General features: G+C 70.6%; 17 protein-coding genes. 10 read left to right on the forward strand and 7 right to left on the reverse strand.

Annotation, left to right across the window (positions count from 1 at the left end; genetic code table 11):
• Positions 1-928: 928 nt before the first annotated feature.
• Positions 929-1,318 (reverse strand): ATP-dependent Clp protease adaptor ClpS, encoded by a 390-nt coding sequence (locus tag TsocGM_RS02100; RefSeq protein ID WP_126723669.1) that lies wholly within the window; start codon positions 1,316-1,318, stop codon positions 929-931.
• Between the two features lie 134 nt (positions 1,319-1,452).
• Here TsocGM_RS02100 and TsocGM_RS02105 point away from each other — a divergent pair, with 134 nt between their 5' ends.
• From TsocGM_RS02105 to TsocGM_RS02120, 4 genes are all read left to right on the forward strand, one after another.
• A complete protein-coding gene (locus TsocGM_RS02105; RefSeq protein ID WP_126723670.1) occupies positions 1,453-1,788 on the forward strand; it encodes a hypothetical protein in 336 nt (111 codons plus the stop codon).
• Positions 1,789-1,895: 107 nt separating this feature from the next.
• Positions 1,896-3,134, forward strand: a complete 1,239-nt coding sequence (locus tag TsocGM_RS02110; protein ID WP_233578182.1) for a class I SAM-dependent rRNA methyltransferase — start codon at positions 1,896-1,898, stop codon at positions 3,132-3,134.
• A gap of 91 nt (positions 3,135-3,225) precedes the next feature.
• Complete coding sequence (locus tag TsocGM_RS02115) at positions 3,226-3,900, forward strand: metal-dependent transcriptional regulator (RefSeq protein WP_391731230.1); 675 nt, start codon at positions 3,226-3,228, stop codon at positions 3,898-3,900.
• Positions 3,901-3,935: 35 nt separating this feature from the next.
• The gene (locus TsocGM_RS02120; protein WP_126723673.1) at positions 3,936-4,424 is read left to right on the forward strand and encodes an RDD family protein; all 489 of its coding nucleotides are present in this window, start codon (positions 3,936-3,938) and stop codon (positions 4,422-4,424) included.
• Here TsocGM_RS02120 and TsocGM_RS02125 read toward each other — a convergent pair.
• The gene (locus TsocGM_RS02125) at positions 4,409-4,660 is read right to left on the reverse strand and encodes a hypothetical protein (RefSeq protein WP_126723674.1); all 252 of its coding nucleotides are present in this window, start codon (positions 4,658-4,660) and stop codon (positions 4,409-4,411) included. The two genes, TsocGM_RS02120 and TsocGM_RS02125, sit on opposite strands and share 16 nt — an antisense overlap.
• 159 nt (positions 4,661-4,819) lie before the next feature.
• On the opposite strand from TsocGM_RS02125, the gene pdxH reads away from it, so the two are divergent.
• Together pdxH and TsocGM_RS02135 are read left to right on the forward strand one after the other, a co-directional pair.
• Positions 4,820-5,467, forward strand: a complete 648-nt coding sequence (pdxH, locus tag TsocGM_RS02130; RefSeq protein WP_126723675.1) for a pyridoxamine 5'-phosphate oxidase — start codon at positions 4,820-4,822, stop codon at positions 5,465-5,467.
• A 117-nt stretch (positions 5,468-5,584) separates the two neighbouring features.
• A complete protein-coding gene (locus tag TsocGM_RS02135; RefSeq protein WP_126723676.1) occupies positions 5,585-5,770 on the forward strand; it encodes a hypothetical protein in 186 nt (61 codons plus the stop codon).
• 324 nt (positions 5,771-6,094) lie between these two features.
• Here the strand turns inward: TsocGM_RS02135 and TsocGM_RS02140 are convergent, their stop codons facing one another.
• The gene (locus TsocGM_RS02140) at positions 6,095-7,864 is read right to left on the reverse strand and encodes a DUF11 domain-containing protein (protein WP_126723677.1); all 1,770 of its coding nucleotides are present in this window, start codon (positions 7,862-7,864) and stop codon (positions 6,095-6,097) included.
• A gap of 488 nt (positions 7,865-8,352) precedes the next feature.
• Positions 8,353-9,315, reverse strand: a complete 963-nt coding sequence (locus TsocGM_RS02145; protein WP_126723678.1) for a hypothetical protein — start codon at positions 9,313-9,315, stop codon at positions 8,353-8,355.
• Between the two features lie 425 nt (positions 9,316-9,740).
• Here TsocGM_RS02145 and TsocGM_RS02150 point away from each other — a divergent pair, with 425 nt between their 5' ends.
• Positions 9,741-10,826, forward strand: coding sequence for a hypothetical protein (locus TsocGM_RS02150; RefSeq protein WP_126723679.1), 1,086 nt, complete (start codon positions 9,741-9,743; stop codon positions 10,824-10,826).
• 245 nt (positions 10,827-11,071) lie between these two features.
• Here the strand turns inward: TsocGM_RS02150 and TsocGM_RS02155 are convergent, their stop codons facing one another.
• From TsocGM_RS02155 to TsocGM_RS02165, 3 genes are all read right to left on the reverse strand, one after another.
• The gene (locus TsocGM_RS02155) at positions 11,072-11,743 is read right to left on the reverse strand and encodes an endonuclease III (RefSeq protein ID WP_126723680.1); all 672 of its coding nucleotides are present in this window, start codon (positions 11,741-11,743) and stop codon (positions 11,072-11,074) included.
• A 99-nt stretch (positions 11,744-11,842) separates the two neighbouring features.
• Positions 11,843-12,127 carry a 30S ribosomal protein S20 gene (gene rpsT, locus TsocGM_RS02160; RefSeq protein WP_126723681.1) on the reverse strand — a complete coding sequence of 95 codons (285 nt, stop codon included), beginning with the start codon at positions 12,125-12,127 and terminating at the stop codon, positions 11,843-11,845.
• Between the two features lie 86 nt (positions 12,128-12,213).
• Positions 12,214-13,617, reverse strand: a complete 1,404-nt coding sequence (locus TsocGM_RS02165) for a tetratricopeptide repeat protein (protein WP_126723682.1) — start codon at positions 13,615-13,617, stop codon at positions 12,214-12,216.
• Positions 13,618-13,906: 289 nt separating this feature from the next.
• Here TsocGM_RS02165 and TsocGM_RS02170 point away from each other — a divergent pair, with 289 nt between their 5' ends.
• The 3 genes from TsocGM_RS02170 to TsocGM_RS02180 all read left to right on the forward strand — a co-directional run bounded on the left by TsocGM_RS02170 (position 13,907) and on the right by TsocGM_RS02180 (position 17,299).
• Positions 13,907-14,803 carry an SMP-30/gluconolactonase/LRE family protein gene (locus TsocGM_RS02170; RefSeq protein WP_126723683.1) on the forward strand — a complete coding sequence of 299 codons (897 nt, stop codon included), beginning with the start codon at positions 13,907-13,909 and terminating at the stop codon, positions 14,801-14,803.
• A 226-nt stretch (positions 14,804-15,029) separates the two neighbouring features.
• On the forward strand, positions 15,030-15,248 hold the full coding sequence (gene infA / locus TsocGM_RS02175; protein ID WP_126723684.1) for a translation initiation factor IF-1: 219 nt from the start codon (positions 15,030-15,032) through the stop codon (positions 15,246-15,248).
• Between the two features lie 245 nt (positions 15,249-15,493).
• The gene (locus tag TsocGM_RS02180; protein WP_126723685.1) at positions 15,494-17,299 is read left to right on the forward strand and encodes a glycoside hydrolase family 15 protein; all 1,806 of its coding nucleotides are present in this window, start codon (positions 15,494-15,496) and stop codon (positions 17,297-17,299) included.
• The last annotated feature ends 32 nt before the right edge of the window (positions 17,300-17,331 follow it).

Raw genomic sequence — 17,331 nt, forward strand, 5'->3', positions numbered from 1 at the left:
CCGCTGCCCCTACCAGGTCCTGGGCCTGGTGCTGCCGACCGCCGACTTCTGGGAGCTGCTGCAGGCCGACCCCGCCGCATTGACGCAACAACTGTCAACCCAACAGGATGGCGGATGAGACAGTGCCCTCGGCACGCAACCCCTCCTTCTTGTAACGGGAGACAGGGGAACGACTTCCGTCTTCAGTTGGGTTCGTTCCGCGCGCCGGCGCACCGGGACGACGGGCTGCTCCGGCCCCTCGGTCCCCGAGGAAGACCCGCTCGAACCGATCGCTGCGGCCGACGGCCTTGACCCCGATCGAGTCGTGCCCGCTCACGATCTGGTGCGCGAAGTTGGTTTTCCTTAGGTTGTTTTGTTGGATTGGGTTGTGTTGTTCCGTTGGGTTCGTTCCGCGCACCGGCACGATGCGGCCGGATCCGCGCTTGCCGGCGATCGCCCGCCGACCGATCGCCGGCGGCACGACCGGTCCCGACTCGGTCGAGGGAGAGGAGAATCGTGCTTCCGAGTGATCGTCTCGCAAGGTTCCCCCCCAATCGTCGGCGCCCGGGAAGCGGTCGATTCCGAGGCCGGATGCCGACGAGGCGTCCGGCGCGCGGGGTCCTCCTCTCGGGATCATCGGGGGAGGATGGGGGAACGGTGAGGGGATCTTGGATGCCCGGGCCTCACCTTGTTCGCCCATCGAAGGACCAGGGGGAGGGGACCGAAGCGTTGCCCGCGACCAGGAAGATGGGGGGAGATGGTGGGAGCGGGGAAGATGCTAGGACGGAAGAGCAAGGAGAAGATGGGGGGGGGCGGTGTTCGGGCCGAACGGAATGCGGGAGGATCGGGTCGATCACCGTCGGCGGGAGCGCTTCGATTGCCGAGGTTCGAGCCGAGTCGGTTTCTGGCGCCGACGGGGGATCGACCGGGAGCGACGGCTGAGGGAGGATTAGCCGCCGGGGGCGGGTTCGATGTAGCAGTCGAGGGGGCCCTTGGAGATGCTCATCCGGGGGTCGGGGCCGTAGGAGAGGACCTGGTCGCGCTTGAGCTCGGCGAGCTCCTTGTGGGTGGTGAAGACGACGGCTCGGCCGGTGAGGTGGATCCGCCAGGTGAGCTCCTGGGCGGTGGCCAGGGAGTGGCGGAAGAGTTTGCAGAGGAGCTCGATGACGTAGTCGAAGGTGTGTTCCTCGTCGTTGAGGATGATGACGTTGTAGGGGGGCTGGCGGCGGGCCTCGGTACGGTCGTCGGCCTGCTTGCGGGTCTTGGGTTCGGTCTTCGTGGTGACGATCGGTTCGGCCACGGACGTCCCGCCCGAGTCTTCGTGGTCGAATTCGCTCATCCGGCAGGGCTCCGACGGGTTTGGGGTGGAAGAAGGGGTCGATTTGGACGGAAGGCCCGCGATCCGATTAGAATAGTCGCCGAACGCGGCCCCTGTGTAGCGGAAAACCCGAGCCCCGAGCGATCGAGCCTCCGATGGCCCAGAAGATGACCCCCGGACTGGCCTTGCGGCAACTCCAGCAGGCCCAGCAGGCGATGAGGAAGGTGCGCAAGGGGCTCGTCCTCGTCCGCGAGGCCGAGGGCGAAGCCCGCGCCGAACTTGCCCAGAAGGTGCTCAAGGCCGGCTGGGAGAGCCTGACGCGCACCTATCGGGAGCTGGGGGAGATCCCCCTGGAGGCGGCCACCGAGGAGGTGATGGCTCGGCAACTCTCGGTCCAGCGGTACGCGACGGCGCTGCTGGTCCGGCTTCGGAGGCTGGTGAGGAACGATCCGGGGGCGCTGGACGGGCTGGAGGAGGATGAGGAGGAGTGATGCGGTGATGCCTGGGTGATGGCGCTCGGGTGCGGGCCGGGCCGAGCGTCGGCGGGGGGGTGGTTGGAGAGGGGTGGTGGACGATGGGGGAGCAGGGGAGGAGTCGCGTGGCGGAGGCGCCGTCGCGGTCGCTGGAGGTGGAGGGGACGCTCCCGACGGTTCGGGTGAGGTCGCCGGGCTGGCATCCGTTGATCTTCAAGAAGATGGTGATCGGGCCGGAGCCGGGGCCGAGGCCGTCGGATGGGGACCTGGTCCGGGTGGTGGACCGGGACGGGGTCCCGCTGGGGTTTGGGCTCTGGAACGGGAAGTCTCAGATTCCGGTGCGGCTGATCGTCCGGGGGGAGCGGCCTCCCGGATCGGAGTTCTGGGAGGGGAGGATCGACGAGGCGGTTTCGCTGCGTCGGGAGACCCTGGGGCTCGACTCGGTGAGCGATGCCTACCGGCTGGTGCACGCCGAGGGGGACGGGCTGTCGGGCCTGGTGGTGGACCGCTTTGGGGAGGTGCTCTCGGCCGAGGTGTTCAGCCTGGGGATCTACCAGCGGATCGGCCCGCTGATGGACCGGCTTCGGGAGAAGGCGGGGGCCTCGGCGTACCGGGTGCACGTCGATCACCGGATCGCGCAGGCGGAGGAGTTCTCGGGGAGGCCGGTGGCGACCGAGGGGGCGCCGGAGAAGGTGGAGATTCGGGAGCACGGCGTCCGCTACCGGGTGCGGTTCGAGGGGGGGCACAAGACGGGCTTCTTCTGCGACCAGAGGGACAACCGGAAGGAGCTGGCGCGATACTGCCAGGGCCGGTCGGTGCTGGATGTCTGCTGCTACTCGGGGGGGTTTGGGCTCTCGGCGTTGGTCAACGGCGGGGCGAAGGAGGTCTCGGCGGTGGACCTGGACGAGAAGGCCGTGGCGATGGCGAGGGAGAACGCCAACCTGAACCAGGTGCGGATGAACCTCGTGCACGCGGATGCCTTCGGGTACATGAGGCAGATGGGCGTCAACCGCAGGAGATTCGGGGTGGTGGTGCTGGACCCTCCGAAGCTGATCGGCTCGAGACGGGAGATGGACGAGGGGAGGAAGAAGTACCTCGACCTGAACACGCTGGCGATGGGGCTGGTGGAGCCGGGAGGGCTGCTGCTGACCTGCTCCTGCTCGGGGCTGTTGCCGGTTGAGGAGTTCTCGGGCATTCTGCGGTCGGCCGGGAGGAGGGCGGGGCGATCGGCCCGGCTCCTGGCGATGACCGGGGCGGCGCCGGATCATCCCGTGGGACTGGAGGCTCCGGAGGGGGCCTACCTGAAGGCGGCCTGGCTGGTGCTGGGGGAGGAGTCGAAGCGGGACCAGGGCGAGGACTCGTGATCTCCGGGGGGAGGACGGGGGGTCGAGCCGGGGAGGAGTCGTCGGGTAGGATGTCGGCGGCGGGGAGTCGGGAGCGATCGGGGACGGGGGGATGGGCGCGGTGCCGAGCCTGACGGTCGAGAATTACGTGAAGACGATCTTCCAGATCGCCTGCAGCGCCGACCGGGATCGGGCGGTGGCGACCGGGGAGCTGGCGCAGGCGCTGGGGGTCTCGCCGGGGACGGTGACGGGGATGCTCAAGACGCTCTCCGAGGCGGGCCTGGCGTCGTACACGCCGTATGAGGGGGTCAGGCTGTCGGTGCCGGGGGAGCGGCTGGCGCTGGCGGTGCTCCGGAGGCATCGGCTGCTGGAGCTGTTCCTGGCGGAGACGCTCCGGATGTCCTGGGACGAGGTGCACGAGGAGGCCGAGCACATGGAGCACGCCGTCTCCGAGCACCTGATCGACCGCATCGACGCCTTCCTCGGCCACCCGAGCGTCGACCCGCACGGCGACCCGATCCCCCGGGCCGACGGCTCGTGGGAGCCTCCCAGCGGCCGTCCCCTGGCGGAGCTGGCGGCGACGGCCCGCTTCCGGGTGGCCCGGGTGGTGGACCAGGATCCGAGCTTCCTGCGCTACCTGTCGGAGTGCGGCCTGGACCTCGGGGCCGAGGGCCTGGTGGTGGAGAACCGGAGCGAGTCGGGGGCGCTGGTGGTTCGGGTGGGGGGGCGTCCGGTGGCGATGGGCCGGGAGGCGGCGGGCAAGGTGCTCGTGTCGGCCGAGGATTGAGCCGAGAGGTCCGGGAGCGCGGGGGAGCGACGGCGATGGCCACAACGACGTCCGAGCGGGCCGGGGGGAATGCCTCGCCTTCTCCCCGGGAGAAGGCCGAGCGGGGATCGTCGGCGGCCGGGGCCCCGGCGGGGCTGTGGAGGAGGGGAGCGGCGCTGGCGATCGACTACGGGATCCTCGCGGCGGCGACGGTGGGGATCGCCCGGGGGCTGGAGGCCCTGGGGCTGGAGGGAGAGGGGTTGAGGACCGTGTCGTCGCTGGCGTCGTTCGCGACGATCGTGCTGTACTTCGCCGGGATGGAGGGATCGAGGCGGGGGGCGACCGTGGGCAAGCTCGCGCTGGGGGTGCGGGTGTCGGACGAGCAGGGGGATCGGATCGGCTTCTCCCGGGCCCTGGGCCGGACGTTCGGGAAGCTGCTGTCGCTGATCCCCTTCGGGGTGGGCTTCCTGATGGCGGCCTTCAGCGACCGGCACCGGGCGCTGCATGACCTGCTGGCCGGGACGGTCGTTCAGCGGGCCGCCTGAGCCAGGGGGGCCGAGGACGGCACGGCGCAGGAGTCCTCTCCCCGAAGGGCCAGGCCGAAGCAGCCCTGCCGGGCGGCGGGGAGGATCTCCGGGGCGGCGAGCAGGGTCGCCGTGTCCCCGGGGCGGCGACCGGGAATGATCAGCATGGGGAGGTTGATCGCGTTGCGCTTGAGCCGGCTGCCGGGCGGGACCTCGATCAGAAAGGCCCGGTCGCCGTGGCGAAGCTTCAGGATCATCGCGGACTCCTGAGGTGGCGTTGCGGCCCTCGACGGGCCTGGGAGACGCTCGAGCGCCGTCCTACAATGCAGGCCGGAGTGAGACTCGTCCGGCCTCCGGAGCGATGCCGGTGCGCAAGTCGATGCAATCACGTCGGTCTACGACGGTCTTGCGGGAGCGTGACGACGGTGGAATCGATCTCCTCGAGACGGGAATACACGCTGGGGTCCTTGTTGGAGGAGGAGGTCGACCGGGACCCGATCCGGCAGTTCGCCTCCTGGTTCTCGGACGCCGAGCGCGCCGGGCTGGCCGATCCGCACGCGATGGCGCTGGCGACCTGCTCGCCGGAGGGAAGGCCTTCGGCTCGGGTGGTCCTGCTGCGTGGGGTCGACGCGCGGGGGTTCCGCTTCTTCACCAACTACCGGAGCCGCAAGGGCCGGGAGCTGGAGGCCAACCCGTTTGCCTCGCTGCTGTTCCACTGGCCCGAGCTGGAGCGGCAGGTGCGGATCGAGGGTCGGGTGGATCGGCTCCCGGAGGAGGAATCGGACGCTTACTTCCGGAGCCGCCCCACGGAGACAAAGTTGGGCGCCTGGGCGTCGGACCAGAGTGAGGTGGTCGCCGACCGCCGGGTCCTGGAGGATCGCCTACGGGACGCCGCCGAACGATTCGGCGACGACGTGCCCCGGCCGCCGCACTGGGGGGGGTACGTCGTCTGGCCGGAGCAGATCGAGTTCTGGCAGGGGAGGCCGAGCCGCTTACACGACCGGATCCGGTACCGCCGGGACGGCGAGGGCCCGGGCTGGGTGATCGAGCGGCTCTCCCCTTGATCCGGCCCCCCGGGCGCGCGAGGGTTGAAGGCAGGGCCCCTCGGCCGGCCGGCCGATCGTCGAGGGCATCGCGGTGACGCCCCCTCGGGGCCGGGACATCCCACGGGAGATCTTGCGATGACGACCAGGCCTTCGCCCGGTTCCGGGGGCGGTGCCCAAGGGGACGACCTTCGCGTCGAGGTGGCCGAGCTGGCGGTCAAAATCAAGGAGCTGCAGCACGACGTGCAGGAGCTCGTGCTGGAGTTCGAGAAGATTCGCCACCGGATCGAGCGCCTGGAGCATCAGATGGCCAACCCGGAGTGAGGTCGTCACCGCCCGGGGGCTGAGGCCCGAGGGAGAAGGAGCGACGGCGGATCCTCGGGCGTGGGGGGGAGTGGGGACGTCGATCCGGAATTCGAGGAGGACCGACGATCGGCCTGGGGGAGCCGGCGTCGTCTCCGCCGGATCTCGGGTCCTCCCGGGCGGGGCCACTGCGACCCTCAACGCCTCGACCCGGCATGCTTCGGCGATGCGACGACGGGGAGCCAGGGATCGGGGCCCCTCCAACCAAGAACGACACGATCCCCCGCCGGGCAGGGCTCGGCGGGGGGATCGTGGGAGCAGGGTCCGGCCGATCGCGGGTCCGGTTCAGCGGACTCGGGCCTGGAAGGAGACGGCCCCCTCCTGGCCGGGGAGGAGCGGCGCCGGGAGGTCCCAGCGCAGCTCGGTGGAGCCGGCGGCGTTCTCCGAGGCCGAGAAGGTCGTGCCGTCCTCGGCCTGGCCGCGCTCGACCGCCAGTCCCCCCTGAGTGGCCGTGAAGACGGACCCGGCGGGGCCCCGGGCGCTGTTGGGAACATATTCGAGCCGGGGCAGGAGGCTGTCGACGATCGAGACGTGGGAGATGGGGACGTTCCCCATGTTCCGCCATCGGATCGTGTAGGTCAGGACCTGGCCGGGCTCGGCGACGGCGGTGTCGACCTCCTTGACCACGGCGAGGCCGGGCTGATCCGGGGGCGGCTCGACGCCGGCTATCTCGCCGGGCTTCCAGGACATGACCGTCTCGCCCGCTCCCTGGACGATGCCGGTGACGACCGGCCCCTCAGCGGTCTTGATGCCGACCGCGGCGACGTCCTTCTGGGAGGTGATCGCCCGGACGATCCCGTTCTGCTCCTGCGGGCCCTGCACGAGATCGGCCTCGTCGATCAGGACGACCTCGGAGAACTCGTTGAGCACTCGGATTTCGATGTGGGTGACCGGCGGGGTCCTCGACTCGATGGCCGAGGCGCGACGCCGAGCGCGCAAGGCGTCGGCAGCAAGGGTCTGGGTGATCCGAATCGGGGGGCGAGACTCGGCCTTGATCATCGGTTGGGAGAGGGCCTCGGCGCCCCGGGGGACGGTGATCACCGTGTTCTCATTCGTGCCAAGGCTGTTGCGAATGGCGGCGAAGCGGGGGGCGTAGAGGCAGACGGTGTTGGTCGGCAAGACCCGGGGCTTCGAGCCGGCGTTGAAGCGGATCATGGCGTCTTGGGGCTCGACGCCGAGGAGGTTGCCGTCGGGTCCGACGCCGGCTTTGGAGGCGTGGTCGCCGCCGTCGCAGAGGTACTCGTCGCCGGGGAAGAGGGGCTTGGTGGGGTCGGCGGGAACCAGCGGCGGGCAGATCGGCATGCCGCATCGACCGCCTCCCTCGGCGTGCTCGAACGGGCAGGGGCCGGCGACCAGGCCGAGGCCGAGGCCGACGGGCTGGCCGAAGTCGGGGGTCCGGCCGCCGAGGCGGACGATCGCCATGACCCTTCCGAGGGCGCCGGCCACCCGGAGCGGATCCTCGCCGGGGCCGATCGTGGTGGTCGGGATCATCTCCGGGGGGAGGGAGATCGGTAGGGCCTGGTCCTGGGGCTCCAGGTAGATGACCTGGGTGACCAGCCGTCCGGAATCGGCGACGTCGACGAGATCCTCCAGGCCGAAGACGACCCGGATCGGGAAGCGGACCGGGTCGATGTCGGGGGGCCGGTGCAGGTGGCCGACGACCTCGACGACGGGGAAGAACTCGGCGTCGGGCCGGTTCGGCAGGTTGCTGATCCGAAGGCGATAGCCGACGCCAACCTGCAGGCCGACGGTCAGGCCCCCGGCGTCGCGCTGGTCCTCGGGGATGGGCACCCCGATCGGGGCGGGCTCCAGGACCTCGATGACCAGGCCAGGGGGGCCGGTGAACCGGACGACCTGGATGTTCGGGGGCAGCATCGGCCCGGGGGCCGGGGAGGCCGGGGCGGCCGGGGGCGGAGCGGCGTTCAACTCGGCCACGCCGACCGGGTCGCCGTCGGGGAATTGCCGGGCCTCGGCCCGGTGGGCCATGCTCCCCAGCGCGACGGCCAGCAGCAGGGCCGCCGTCGCCGCCGGGCCGGTCCGTCGAGCGGGCGTCATGGGTCGTTCCCTCCCTCGTTCTGCTACAGGAGACTGCGATGGGTACCGGGGACTGCGGTCGCGGCGGGGCGGGAGGCCCGGCGGCGGGGCCCGGAGATCGGGGCTCCCCGGGGATCGAAGCGTCGACTCGGAAGACCGAGGCCCGGCCTCGGGGCGGCCCGGCGCGATCGGCTCGGGCGACCGGAGGCGAGACGCCGGAGGTCCGGACCGGCTCGAGCGAAGGCGGTCCTCCGCGATCGATCGGGACCGGGAATCCGGGAGCGGAGCGCCGAGGGGCAGAGCGAGGGGGCGATCGAGCCGAGGACCAGGGCCGGACGGTCCGGATCGTCGGCGACGAGCCCCGAGTCCTCGGGCGCGACGAGGCCCCGGCGGGGGGCCCGGGGCGGCCCGCCGGGGCTCGGAGGAGGTGGGCGGGGGATCGGGACCGATCGCTTCGGAGGAGCGACCGGCCACGATCGACAAGGGAGGCCCGGCGGCCCGGATCAGCCTCAGGGGGCGGGCTGCTCGCCGACGACCGGCGGGAGGGACTCCGCGTCGGACGTCGGGAAGGACACCGAGACGGGCGAGATGCCCGGCTCGGTGGGCATCAGCGACGTGGAGGGGATCCCCGGTTCCGCCGGGGAGACGGGGGCCTCCATCGGCACCTCTTCGGCCGGGGGGGCCATCATCGGGGCGGCCGGGGGGACCATCGCGTCGGGGGAGGGGGTGGTGACCGACGGAGCGTCGTAGATCACCCCGCCGGGGACGGCCTCGGGCATCTCCAGGTCGATCGCACCGCAGCGGATGACCATGAGGATCGTGCCGCGCTTGTCGGCCTCGAGGATCGGGTCGACGCCCGGCTCCAGGCGGGTGGAGACCAGCGTCTCGGCGCCGTAGAGGCCGGCGACGGCCAGCTCCTGGAACTTGGGATCGGGCAGGTAGACGACCTTGGTGACGAAGTTACCGGCGCGGATCTGGTCGAAGTCTTCCTGGGTGAACTGCACGGGGATCGGGTTGTGCGCCAGGTAGGCGTCGGTCTGGGGGGTGCTCGGGGCGACCTCGATGGTGGGGTAGAGGGTCAGGCCGGGGTTCTCGGCGATGTTGGTGAGCTTCAGGCGGTAGATGAACCCCTGCTTGAAGTTGTATCGGGCCGGGACGGTGAGCTGGGCGGGCAGGTAGGTGGGGGAGCCGTCGGGGCCCGGGGTCTGCCAGCCGATCTGCATGTTCGGCGGGTCGACGAAGAAGACCTGGCTGGTCGTGTTGGCGAAGGCCCGGGGGGCGCCGAAGGCGGCGGCGCCGAGGCCGGGGTCGACCGGCGGGGCCATGATCGGCCCGCTCGCCGGGGGCGGCCCGTGGTGGACGACGTGGGGCCGGAACAGGGTGTTCAGGGCATGCGGCTTGTTGAGACCGTCGGCCTTCGCGACGGTCCCGGCGGCGGCCGCCGCCATCATCAGCAGTCCGAGCGTCTTCATCCTGAAATGACCTCCCGCCCCCGGGCGCCTCGGGGCCGACGACGATCCCGAAGGCGGCCGATCGGCGGGGCGATCGGAGCGATCGGGGCGGGCCGGGCCGGAGAACGACGCGGGGGTGAATGCCTCCTCCTCGGGCTGACCGCGGACCGACTCGGCCGCGAGGCCAGGTCGCTCGCCGGTCGCGGCGCGTCCGACGGCGGGGGACCGCCGGCCGGAGGGTCGCCCGGCATCCCTGCCTGGCGAGCCCCCCGGCGATCCCGGAGGCCGGGGCGATCCTTCGCCCGGGCCCGGGGACGACCGGGCCGCTCCATCCCTGGAGTCGGCCCGAGCCGGGCGGTCCCGGCCGGACTTGCCGCGTCCGGCGCCTGGCGATATGATCGGACAGTCCTTTCCGGCCCCTTGAGAAAGAACGGCACGAGCCGGCCATGTCGAACCGACGGATCGTCCTTCCTCTGCTCGCGGCCGCGCTGGCGCCGCTCATCGTTCTGGCCCAGGATCCCGGCAAGGCCCCCTTGCCTCCCCCTGTTGAGCCTGCCACCGAGGCCGAGCTGGTGCTCGATGAGGCGATGCGGAAGGTCAAGGCGACCGAGCAGGTCCGGGCGACGATCCGGCAAGAGGTCGAGATGCTCGGCCAGCGGTTCTCGGTCGAAGGGGAGTACGCCCAGCAAGGGCCGTACACTTTCAGCCTCGACCTCCAGGTCCAGGGGCTCCCCCAGGCTCGGGGCCGGATGCGGCAGGTCTGCGATGGCCAGTCTCTCTGGGACGTCTCCCAGATCCTTGACCAGACGTACTACTTCCGGCTCGATCTGCCCCAGGTGCTCGACAAGATCGAGGCCGAACCGTTTGAGAAGTTCCACCGCGACTTCGTCATCCAGCAGCGGCTGGGGCTCTCCGGCCCCTACTGGATGCTCGACGGGCTGCGGCAGTCGGTCCGGTTCGACCGGAAGCTGGAAGGGGAACTCAACGGCCGGCCCGTCTGGATCCTCCGGGGGAACTGGAAGGACATGAACGCGCTGGGCCTGGGCCCGCTGGCCACCCCTCCGGCCTACATTCCGAGCGTGGTTGAGGTCCAGGTCGACAAGGAGACGGGCTGGCCCTACAAGGTCATCCTGCTGGGCAAGCGCCGGCCGACGGTGCGGAACACCAACGCCCCCCGGGTCGACCCGGCCACCGGCCGTCCGGTCGGCGAGATCGTCTCCCAGGAGGAAGAGGCCAGCCGGTTCGAGATCTCCTACACCGACGTGACCTTCGAGCCGGAGTTCACTCTGGGAACCTTCTCGTTCCGAGTTCCCGACGCCGACCGGGATCGGGTCCGAGACCGAACGCTCGACCTGCTCTCGGAGCTCGACCAGATGGCCCGCATCATCGAGGCCCAGAAGCTCCAGGGCGGGGACGGGACCCCGGGGACGATGAACGACCTGCTGGAAGGGATCGGTCTGGACGTGCCTCCCGTCGGAGAGGCCCCCGCCCCGGCCCCCGAGCCCGAGACCTTGCCCGGCTCGGGCAACTAACCGACGGCGCCGCACCGGGAATCAATCGAGCGCCGCGTTCCGATCCGATCCGATTCGATCCGATCCGCCGTCGCGGACGGACGCCGATCCGAGCGTGGCGGTTCGGGATCAACACCTGATCCTGGATCGCCGTTTCGGTTTCCGGGTCGGAGCCCAGGAACGGTTGGATCCAGGATGCGGGCGAACCGTCGATCGGGCCGGGCGATCGGCTCGACGACGACGATCCTGGGCGAGGACCGGGGGGATCAGGTCGGGTCGATGGGCCCGCCGGGGGGAAGGAAGGGCCGCAACGGGCAGCGGTCGCACTGGGGGGAGGCGACCCGGCAGAATCGAGCTAATTCGCCCAACCAGGAGGAGAGCTGGGACAGGGCGGCCGGGTCGTCGGGGGAGACCGAGCAGAGGAGCTCTCGGGCCTCGTCGTAGCCGGAGGACTCGTCGAGCCAGCCGTGGCGGACGAGGATGCGGTAGTCAGAGCGACGGACGGGGGCCGACGGGCGGCCGAGGGCCTCGAGGAGGAGGCGGTCGGCGGTGGCGGGGCCGATTCCTCGGAGCGATCGAAGCTCGTCTCGGAGGGTGTCGGTGCCGATCCCGTCCAGGGCGTCGAACCCTCCCCGATCGACGACCCAGCGAGCGAGGCGCTGGAGGGAAGGGCCGAGGCCCCGGGGAGGGGCGCGCCGGCCGTCCCGGAGGAGGTCGAGCAGCTCGGTGGGGTCGGCCTCGGCGAGGGGGCCTGGGTCGAGCGAGAGGCCGGCGCGGTCAAGCAGGTCGATCGAGGGACCGCCGGCCTGCTCCTCGAGAAAGACGCGAAGGAACTCTCGGAACGATGAGGGCGGGCGCTCCCGGGTGGGGTTCGGCTCGCCGAGGGAGGCGGCCAGGGTGCGAGCGATCTCAGGGTAGTCGGCCGAGAAGGAGGGCATTCCGACCGTTCCGCTTCGCGTCGCGTTGCGCCGAACCGCCCCGCCGCACTCTCTTGAATGATCCTGTCCTGCCCTGCCCTGCCTGGCCGGGGGGCGAGGTCAGGAGGAGGAGGCGGCGGCGTTCTTCAGGGCGTCGTACTCTCGGGTCAGGCGGCTCTTGCGGCGGGCGGCGGTGTTGGGGTGGAGGATGCGGCGGACGCCGGCTCGGTCGATCTTGGCGATGGCGAAGCGGAAATCGGCCTCGGCGGCCTCGAAGTTCCCCTCGGAGGCGGCCTTGAGGGTCCGCTTCGAGTAGGTCTTGATGATCTTCTTGGCGATCCGGTTGCGGAGCCGGCGCTTCTCGTTTTGGCGGAGGCGCTTCTTGGCGGATTCGGTATTGGGCATCGCTCGATCGGGTCCCGGCGGTCGGGGAAAGGGGGGCCTGGGTCCGGACGTCCGTCCTGCGGCCGGCCGGCAAAGGGGGGATTGTATCACGAAGACATCCGCTGGTTCAAGCTCCGCAGGCGCTGGGCGACGTCCCGGTAGCCGAAGTTGTTGGCGGCGACCTCGTTATAATGAGACTCGGCGGCCTCGAGATTCCCGAGCTGCTCGGAGACGCGGCCGAGGCGGTAATGCAGCTCGTTGAGCGTCTCCTGGTCTTCGGGATCGACGAGCTTGAGGGCCTCGGCGTAGCTGCGCTCGGCGAGCTTGGGGACGCCGGTGGCCTCGAACGAGCCGCCGGCGCCGACGAGGGCCTGGACCTTCAACCCCGGGGCGGAGCGGGCGGCCTGGAACTCGGGGATGGCGGCCTCGTGCTGGCCGGCGCCGGCCAGGCATCGGGCGAGCTCGAAGCGGAGCTGGGGGTCGTCGGGCCGGGCCGCGACGCGACGGCGGTACTCGGCGAGCTCGTAGTCGGAGAGCTTGGCGGAGAGCTTCTCCAGCCTGGTCTTCGACTCGAGGTCGTCGGGGTGATCCCTCAGGTGGGCCTTCAGGCCGTCGATCGCCTTCCTGAGCCGGGCGATCTGGACCTCGGCGTAGGAGTCTCGGAGGGTGGGGTGGTCGGGAAGGGCCTGAAGGCCTCGGGCGAGGATGTCTCGGGCCTCGTCGAGTCGATCCTGCTGGCGGTAGTGCTCGGCCAGTTCGAGGTAAGGACCGGGCCGGGCGGGGTCGTTCTTGACCTCGTTCGCGAAGCGCTGCTCGGGCGTGAGGGCTTGCCGCTGGCGGACGGACTCGGGTTCCTCGGAGGGCTCGGGGCCGGCTCGGCCGGGGGGCTCGGCGCGCTGGATCTGCTCGTGGAGGCCGCTACCGTGGATGAGGCCGCTGGCCGAGAGGGCGTGGATCTGGTGGGTGGCCTCCTCGTCGCCGGGGGAGATCTTCTTGATCCGCTCCCAGCAGAGGATGGCACGAGGGAACTCCTCGCAGAGGGCGTAGACGTGGGCCATGTGCTTCCAGAAGGAGACGTCCTCGGCGGCCTGGGCCTGGACCGACTCCAGCGCCCATCGGGCCAGCGGCCGGGAGCCGAGCTGCTCGGCGGCCTCGGCGAGGTCCCGGCTGGTGGCGACGTCCCAGGGGTTGATGAGAAAGGCCTCCTCGCAGTGCTCGAGCGCTTCGACCCAGTGGCTGCGACTTTTGGAGGCCTTGATCTTCAGGCGGATCGGCTGGAGCTTGGCCCCGGCGAACATGCCGACCTTGGCCGGGTCGTTGTGGAACTTCTTGCGCTGGACCGCCCGGAGGGCCTGGCGGTACTTGACCTCAAGGGGGGCGATCTTCAGGGCGTTCGTGTACATGTCGATCGCATAGGGGAGATTCCCCTTGGCGGCGGCATCGTTGCCGTACTTGAAGAGCGCCTCGGCGCGCTGGGTATCCTTCTCGTCGGGCTGCGGCACGGAATCCATCGGCGGCGACCCCCTCGAGCCTGGCCTCGGCATCGCGATGGGGAGGGCGGTGGCGACGGCCCGGCATCTCCCCGGCCCGGCAGGCGGACCAGCATCCATCGTACACGCTATCACAACGAGGATGGTCGTCAACCATCGTGCCCCCTCGGGGCGACGGCCGATGGGGAGAGGGCCGGCGGCGGGCGCTTGCCCGGCCGGTCGGCGGCGGTCACCATGCCGGAGGGACGCCCGGGGGATCTCCCTCAATTGATTCGGCGGCCTCCCCCCGCTCGAGGACGGAGGATCGGACATGGCCAGGGCGACGGTGTTGCGCGACTCGGGGCTGATCGACCTGATCGACGGCCCGCTGGAGACGATCGCCGAGGGCTTCCAGTTTACCGAGGGGCCGCTCTGGCTGCCGGACGGATCGCTGCTCTGGCAGGACATCAAGGCCGAGCGGACGTACCGGCTGCCTCCCGGAGGAGGGCCGGCCGGGGTGCTCCGGGAGCGCAACGGGGCGGCCAATGGGCAGACCTTCGGCCCCGACGGCTTGGTGTATTTCTGCGAGCAGAACGGCCGACGGGTCTCCCGGATGGCCCCGGACGGCTCGGGGGTGGAGACGGTCGCCGAGCGGTTCGAGGGCCGTCGGCTGAACAGCCCGAACGACATCGTCTGTCGGCCGGACGGCCTGCTGTTCTTCACCGATCCGCCCTACGGCGTGCCCAGCCCGGAGCAGAAGGAGCTGCCGTTCGAGGGGGTGTTCGCCCTGTCGGCCTCGGGGGAGCTGCGGCTTGTCGTCTCGGAGGGGTTCGAGAAGCCCAACGGCCTGGCCTTCGCCCCGGACGGGGAGACGCTGTACGTCTGCGATACGGCGAAGGACCACGTTCGGGCCTTCCAGATTGACGGAGAAGGCGCTGTGGTGCCGGGCAGCGACCGGATCTTCGCGACGATGGACCCCGAGGAGAAGGGGGGGCCGGATGGGTTGAAGGTGGACCGGGAGGGAAGGGTGTACGTGGCGGTGGCGCAGGGGATCTGGGTGTACCGCTCGGACGGCGACCTGCTGGGGATTCTTGCCTTGCCGAAGCGGCCGTCGAACCTGAACTGGTGGGGCCGGGACGGGAAGGGCCTGGCGATCACGGCGGTCGACGCGGTGCACCGGGTGTCCTTGAAGGTGGAGGGCCTGACACCGCCGTTTCTGCCGTCCTGAGGAGGGGTCGAGCCGTCGGGCCGGCGATCCTCGAAAAGCGACTAGCGGGCCGGGCGGCTTCGGATAAAATGATGATTGACTCGGGCTCGGCCCGCCGAGGGCATCTGCGACCGCCCTCAGGCCGCCGACTCCCCCCGATCGATCGGGCCGACCCGGCGGCCCGACCCCCAACGACCCCCGGTCAGCATCCCGCCGGTGCCGGGGCCGGCTCACCCTGGAGGGCCGAGTGGCCAAAGAGGAACCGTTACGGACCGAAGGGCGCATCGTCGAGGCGCTGCCCAACACGCAGTTCATGGTGGAGCTGGAGAATGGCCACCGCGTGCTGGCGCACATCGCCGGCAAGATGAGGAAGAACTTCATCCGGATCGTGCCCGGCGACCGGGTGACGGTCGAGATCACGCCGTACGACATCACCAAGGGCCGGATCGTCTACCGGGAGCGCTGAGTCTCCCCCGCGCCCTCGACTGCTCGAGGCGCCCCCGGAAACCGACCCGGGCCCCTCCCCGCCGGACGCTCCCTCCGCCGACCCTGGATTCGGGACATTTCGCCGGGCGGGTCCTCGTGCTACCATGACGCGCCGATGGTGGTGAGACCGGACCCGACCCGGTGGCCGACGCCTCCCGCCGTGGTCCCCGCCGAGGGGCGGGGCGACGCGCATCGTCCGCCCCGGGCAGGCGGAGCGTCGGAGCGATGACCTACAAGCCGATCGAGTCGTACGGCATCATCGGGGACATGCACACCATCGCCCTGGTGGGGATCGACGGCTCGATCGACTGGTGTTGCCTGCCCCACTTCGACTCCCCGAGCGTCTTCGCGGCGATCCTCGACGCGAAGAAGGGGGGCTCGTTCCGGATCCACGCCCTGGGGCTGGACCGGAACAAGCAGATGTACCTGCCGGACACGAACGTCCTGGTGACCCGGTTCCTGGGGGAGGCCGGGGTCGGCGAGGTCGTCGACTTCATGCCGGTGCGGGACCCGGGGGAGCCGGCCAAGACGCACCAGATCGTCCGGGTGGTCCGGGCGATCCGGGGCTCGGTCCGGTTCCGGCTCGACTGCCATCCGGCGTTCAACTTCGCGAGGGAGGCACACACCGTCCGGCTCGACCCGAGGGGGGCGGTCTTCGAGGCCCCCTGCGCCACGTTCTCGCTGATCAGCCGGTTCCCGCTGCACATTCGGGACGGGGGCGTCTCCTGCGAGTTCGACTTGGACCCGGGGGAGATGACCACGTTCATCCTCCGCCAGGTGCAGGACGCCAGCCGCCCCGAGCTGCTGGAGGCCCGGCTCCAGGGGGAGGCGGCCTTGCACCGGACGGTGAAGTTCTGGAGGGACTGGCTCGGCCAGTGCTCCTACCGGGGGAGATGGCGGGAGATGGTTCACCGGTCGGCCCTGGTGCTGAAGCTGCTGACCTTCGAGCCGACCGGGGCGATCGTGGCCGCGCCGACGACAAGCCTGCCGGAAGAGGTGGGGGGCGTCCGCAACTGGGACTACCGCTACTGCTGGCTCCGGGACGCCGCGTTCACCGTCTACGCGTTTCTCCGCCTGGGGTTCACGTCGGAGGCGAGGCGGTTCATGGAGTGGCTCCAGGCCCGTTGCGGGGAGGGCTCCTCGGTCGGGCCGCTCCAGATCATGTACGGCATCGACGGCCGCCACGAGCTGCCGGAGGAGGACCTGTACCACCTGGAAGGCTACCGGGGCTCCCGTCCGATCCGGGTCGGCAACGCGGCGGCCGACCAGCTCCAACTGGATATCTACGGCGAGGTGCTCGACTCGATCTACCTGTTCGACAAGTACGGCGACCGCATCTCGTATGACTTCTGGAAGTCGATCCGGGTGCTCACCGACTGGGTGATCGCCCACTGGAACCGGGCCGACGAGGGGATCTGGGAAGTCCGGGGCGGGCGGCACCACTTCGTGTACTCGAAGCTCCAATGCTGGGTCGCGCTGGACCGGGCGATCCGGCTGGCGCACAAGCACAGCCTGCCGCTGGACCACGCCCGGTACATGGAGGCCCGCGACCAGATCTACGAGACGATCATGCAGGAGGGCTGGCACGACGGAAGGGGGGCGTTCATCCAGCACTTCGGCTCGGAGGAGTTGGACGCGGCGAACCTGATCATGCCCCTGGTGTTCTTCATCGCGCCGACCGACCCGAGGATGCAGTCGACAATCGACCGGATCATGGACGAGCTGGTCTCGGACAGCCTGGTTTACCGCTACGGAATCGGCCGGGCGGCCTCGGACGGCCTGGAGGGGGAGGAGGGGACCTTCAATATGTGCACCTTCTGGCTGGTGGAGGCCCTGGCTCGGGCCAACCGGCTGGACGAGGCGCGGTTCATTTTCGAGAAGATGTTGACCTATGCGAACCACGTCGGCCTTTATGCCGAGGAGACCGGCCCGGCGGGCGAGGCGCTGGGAAACTTCCCCCAGGCCTTCACGCACATGGGGCTGATCAGTGCCGCGTTCAACCTCGATCGCCGGTTGGGCCGGGGGATCTGACGCCCCGGCGCCCCCGGCGGGGGGCCGATTCG

This window comes from Tautonia sociabilis (genome assembly GCF_003977685.1).
GTDB lineage: Bacteria > Planctomycetota > Planctomycetia > Isosphaerales > Isosphaeraceae > Tautonia > Tautonia sociabilis.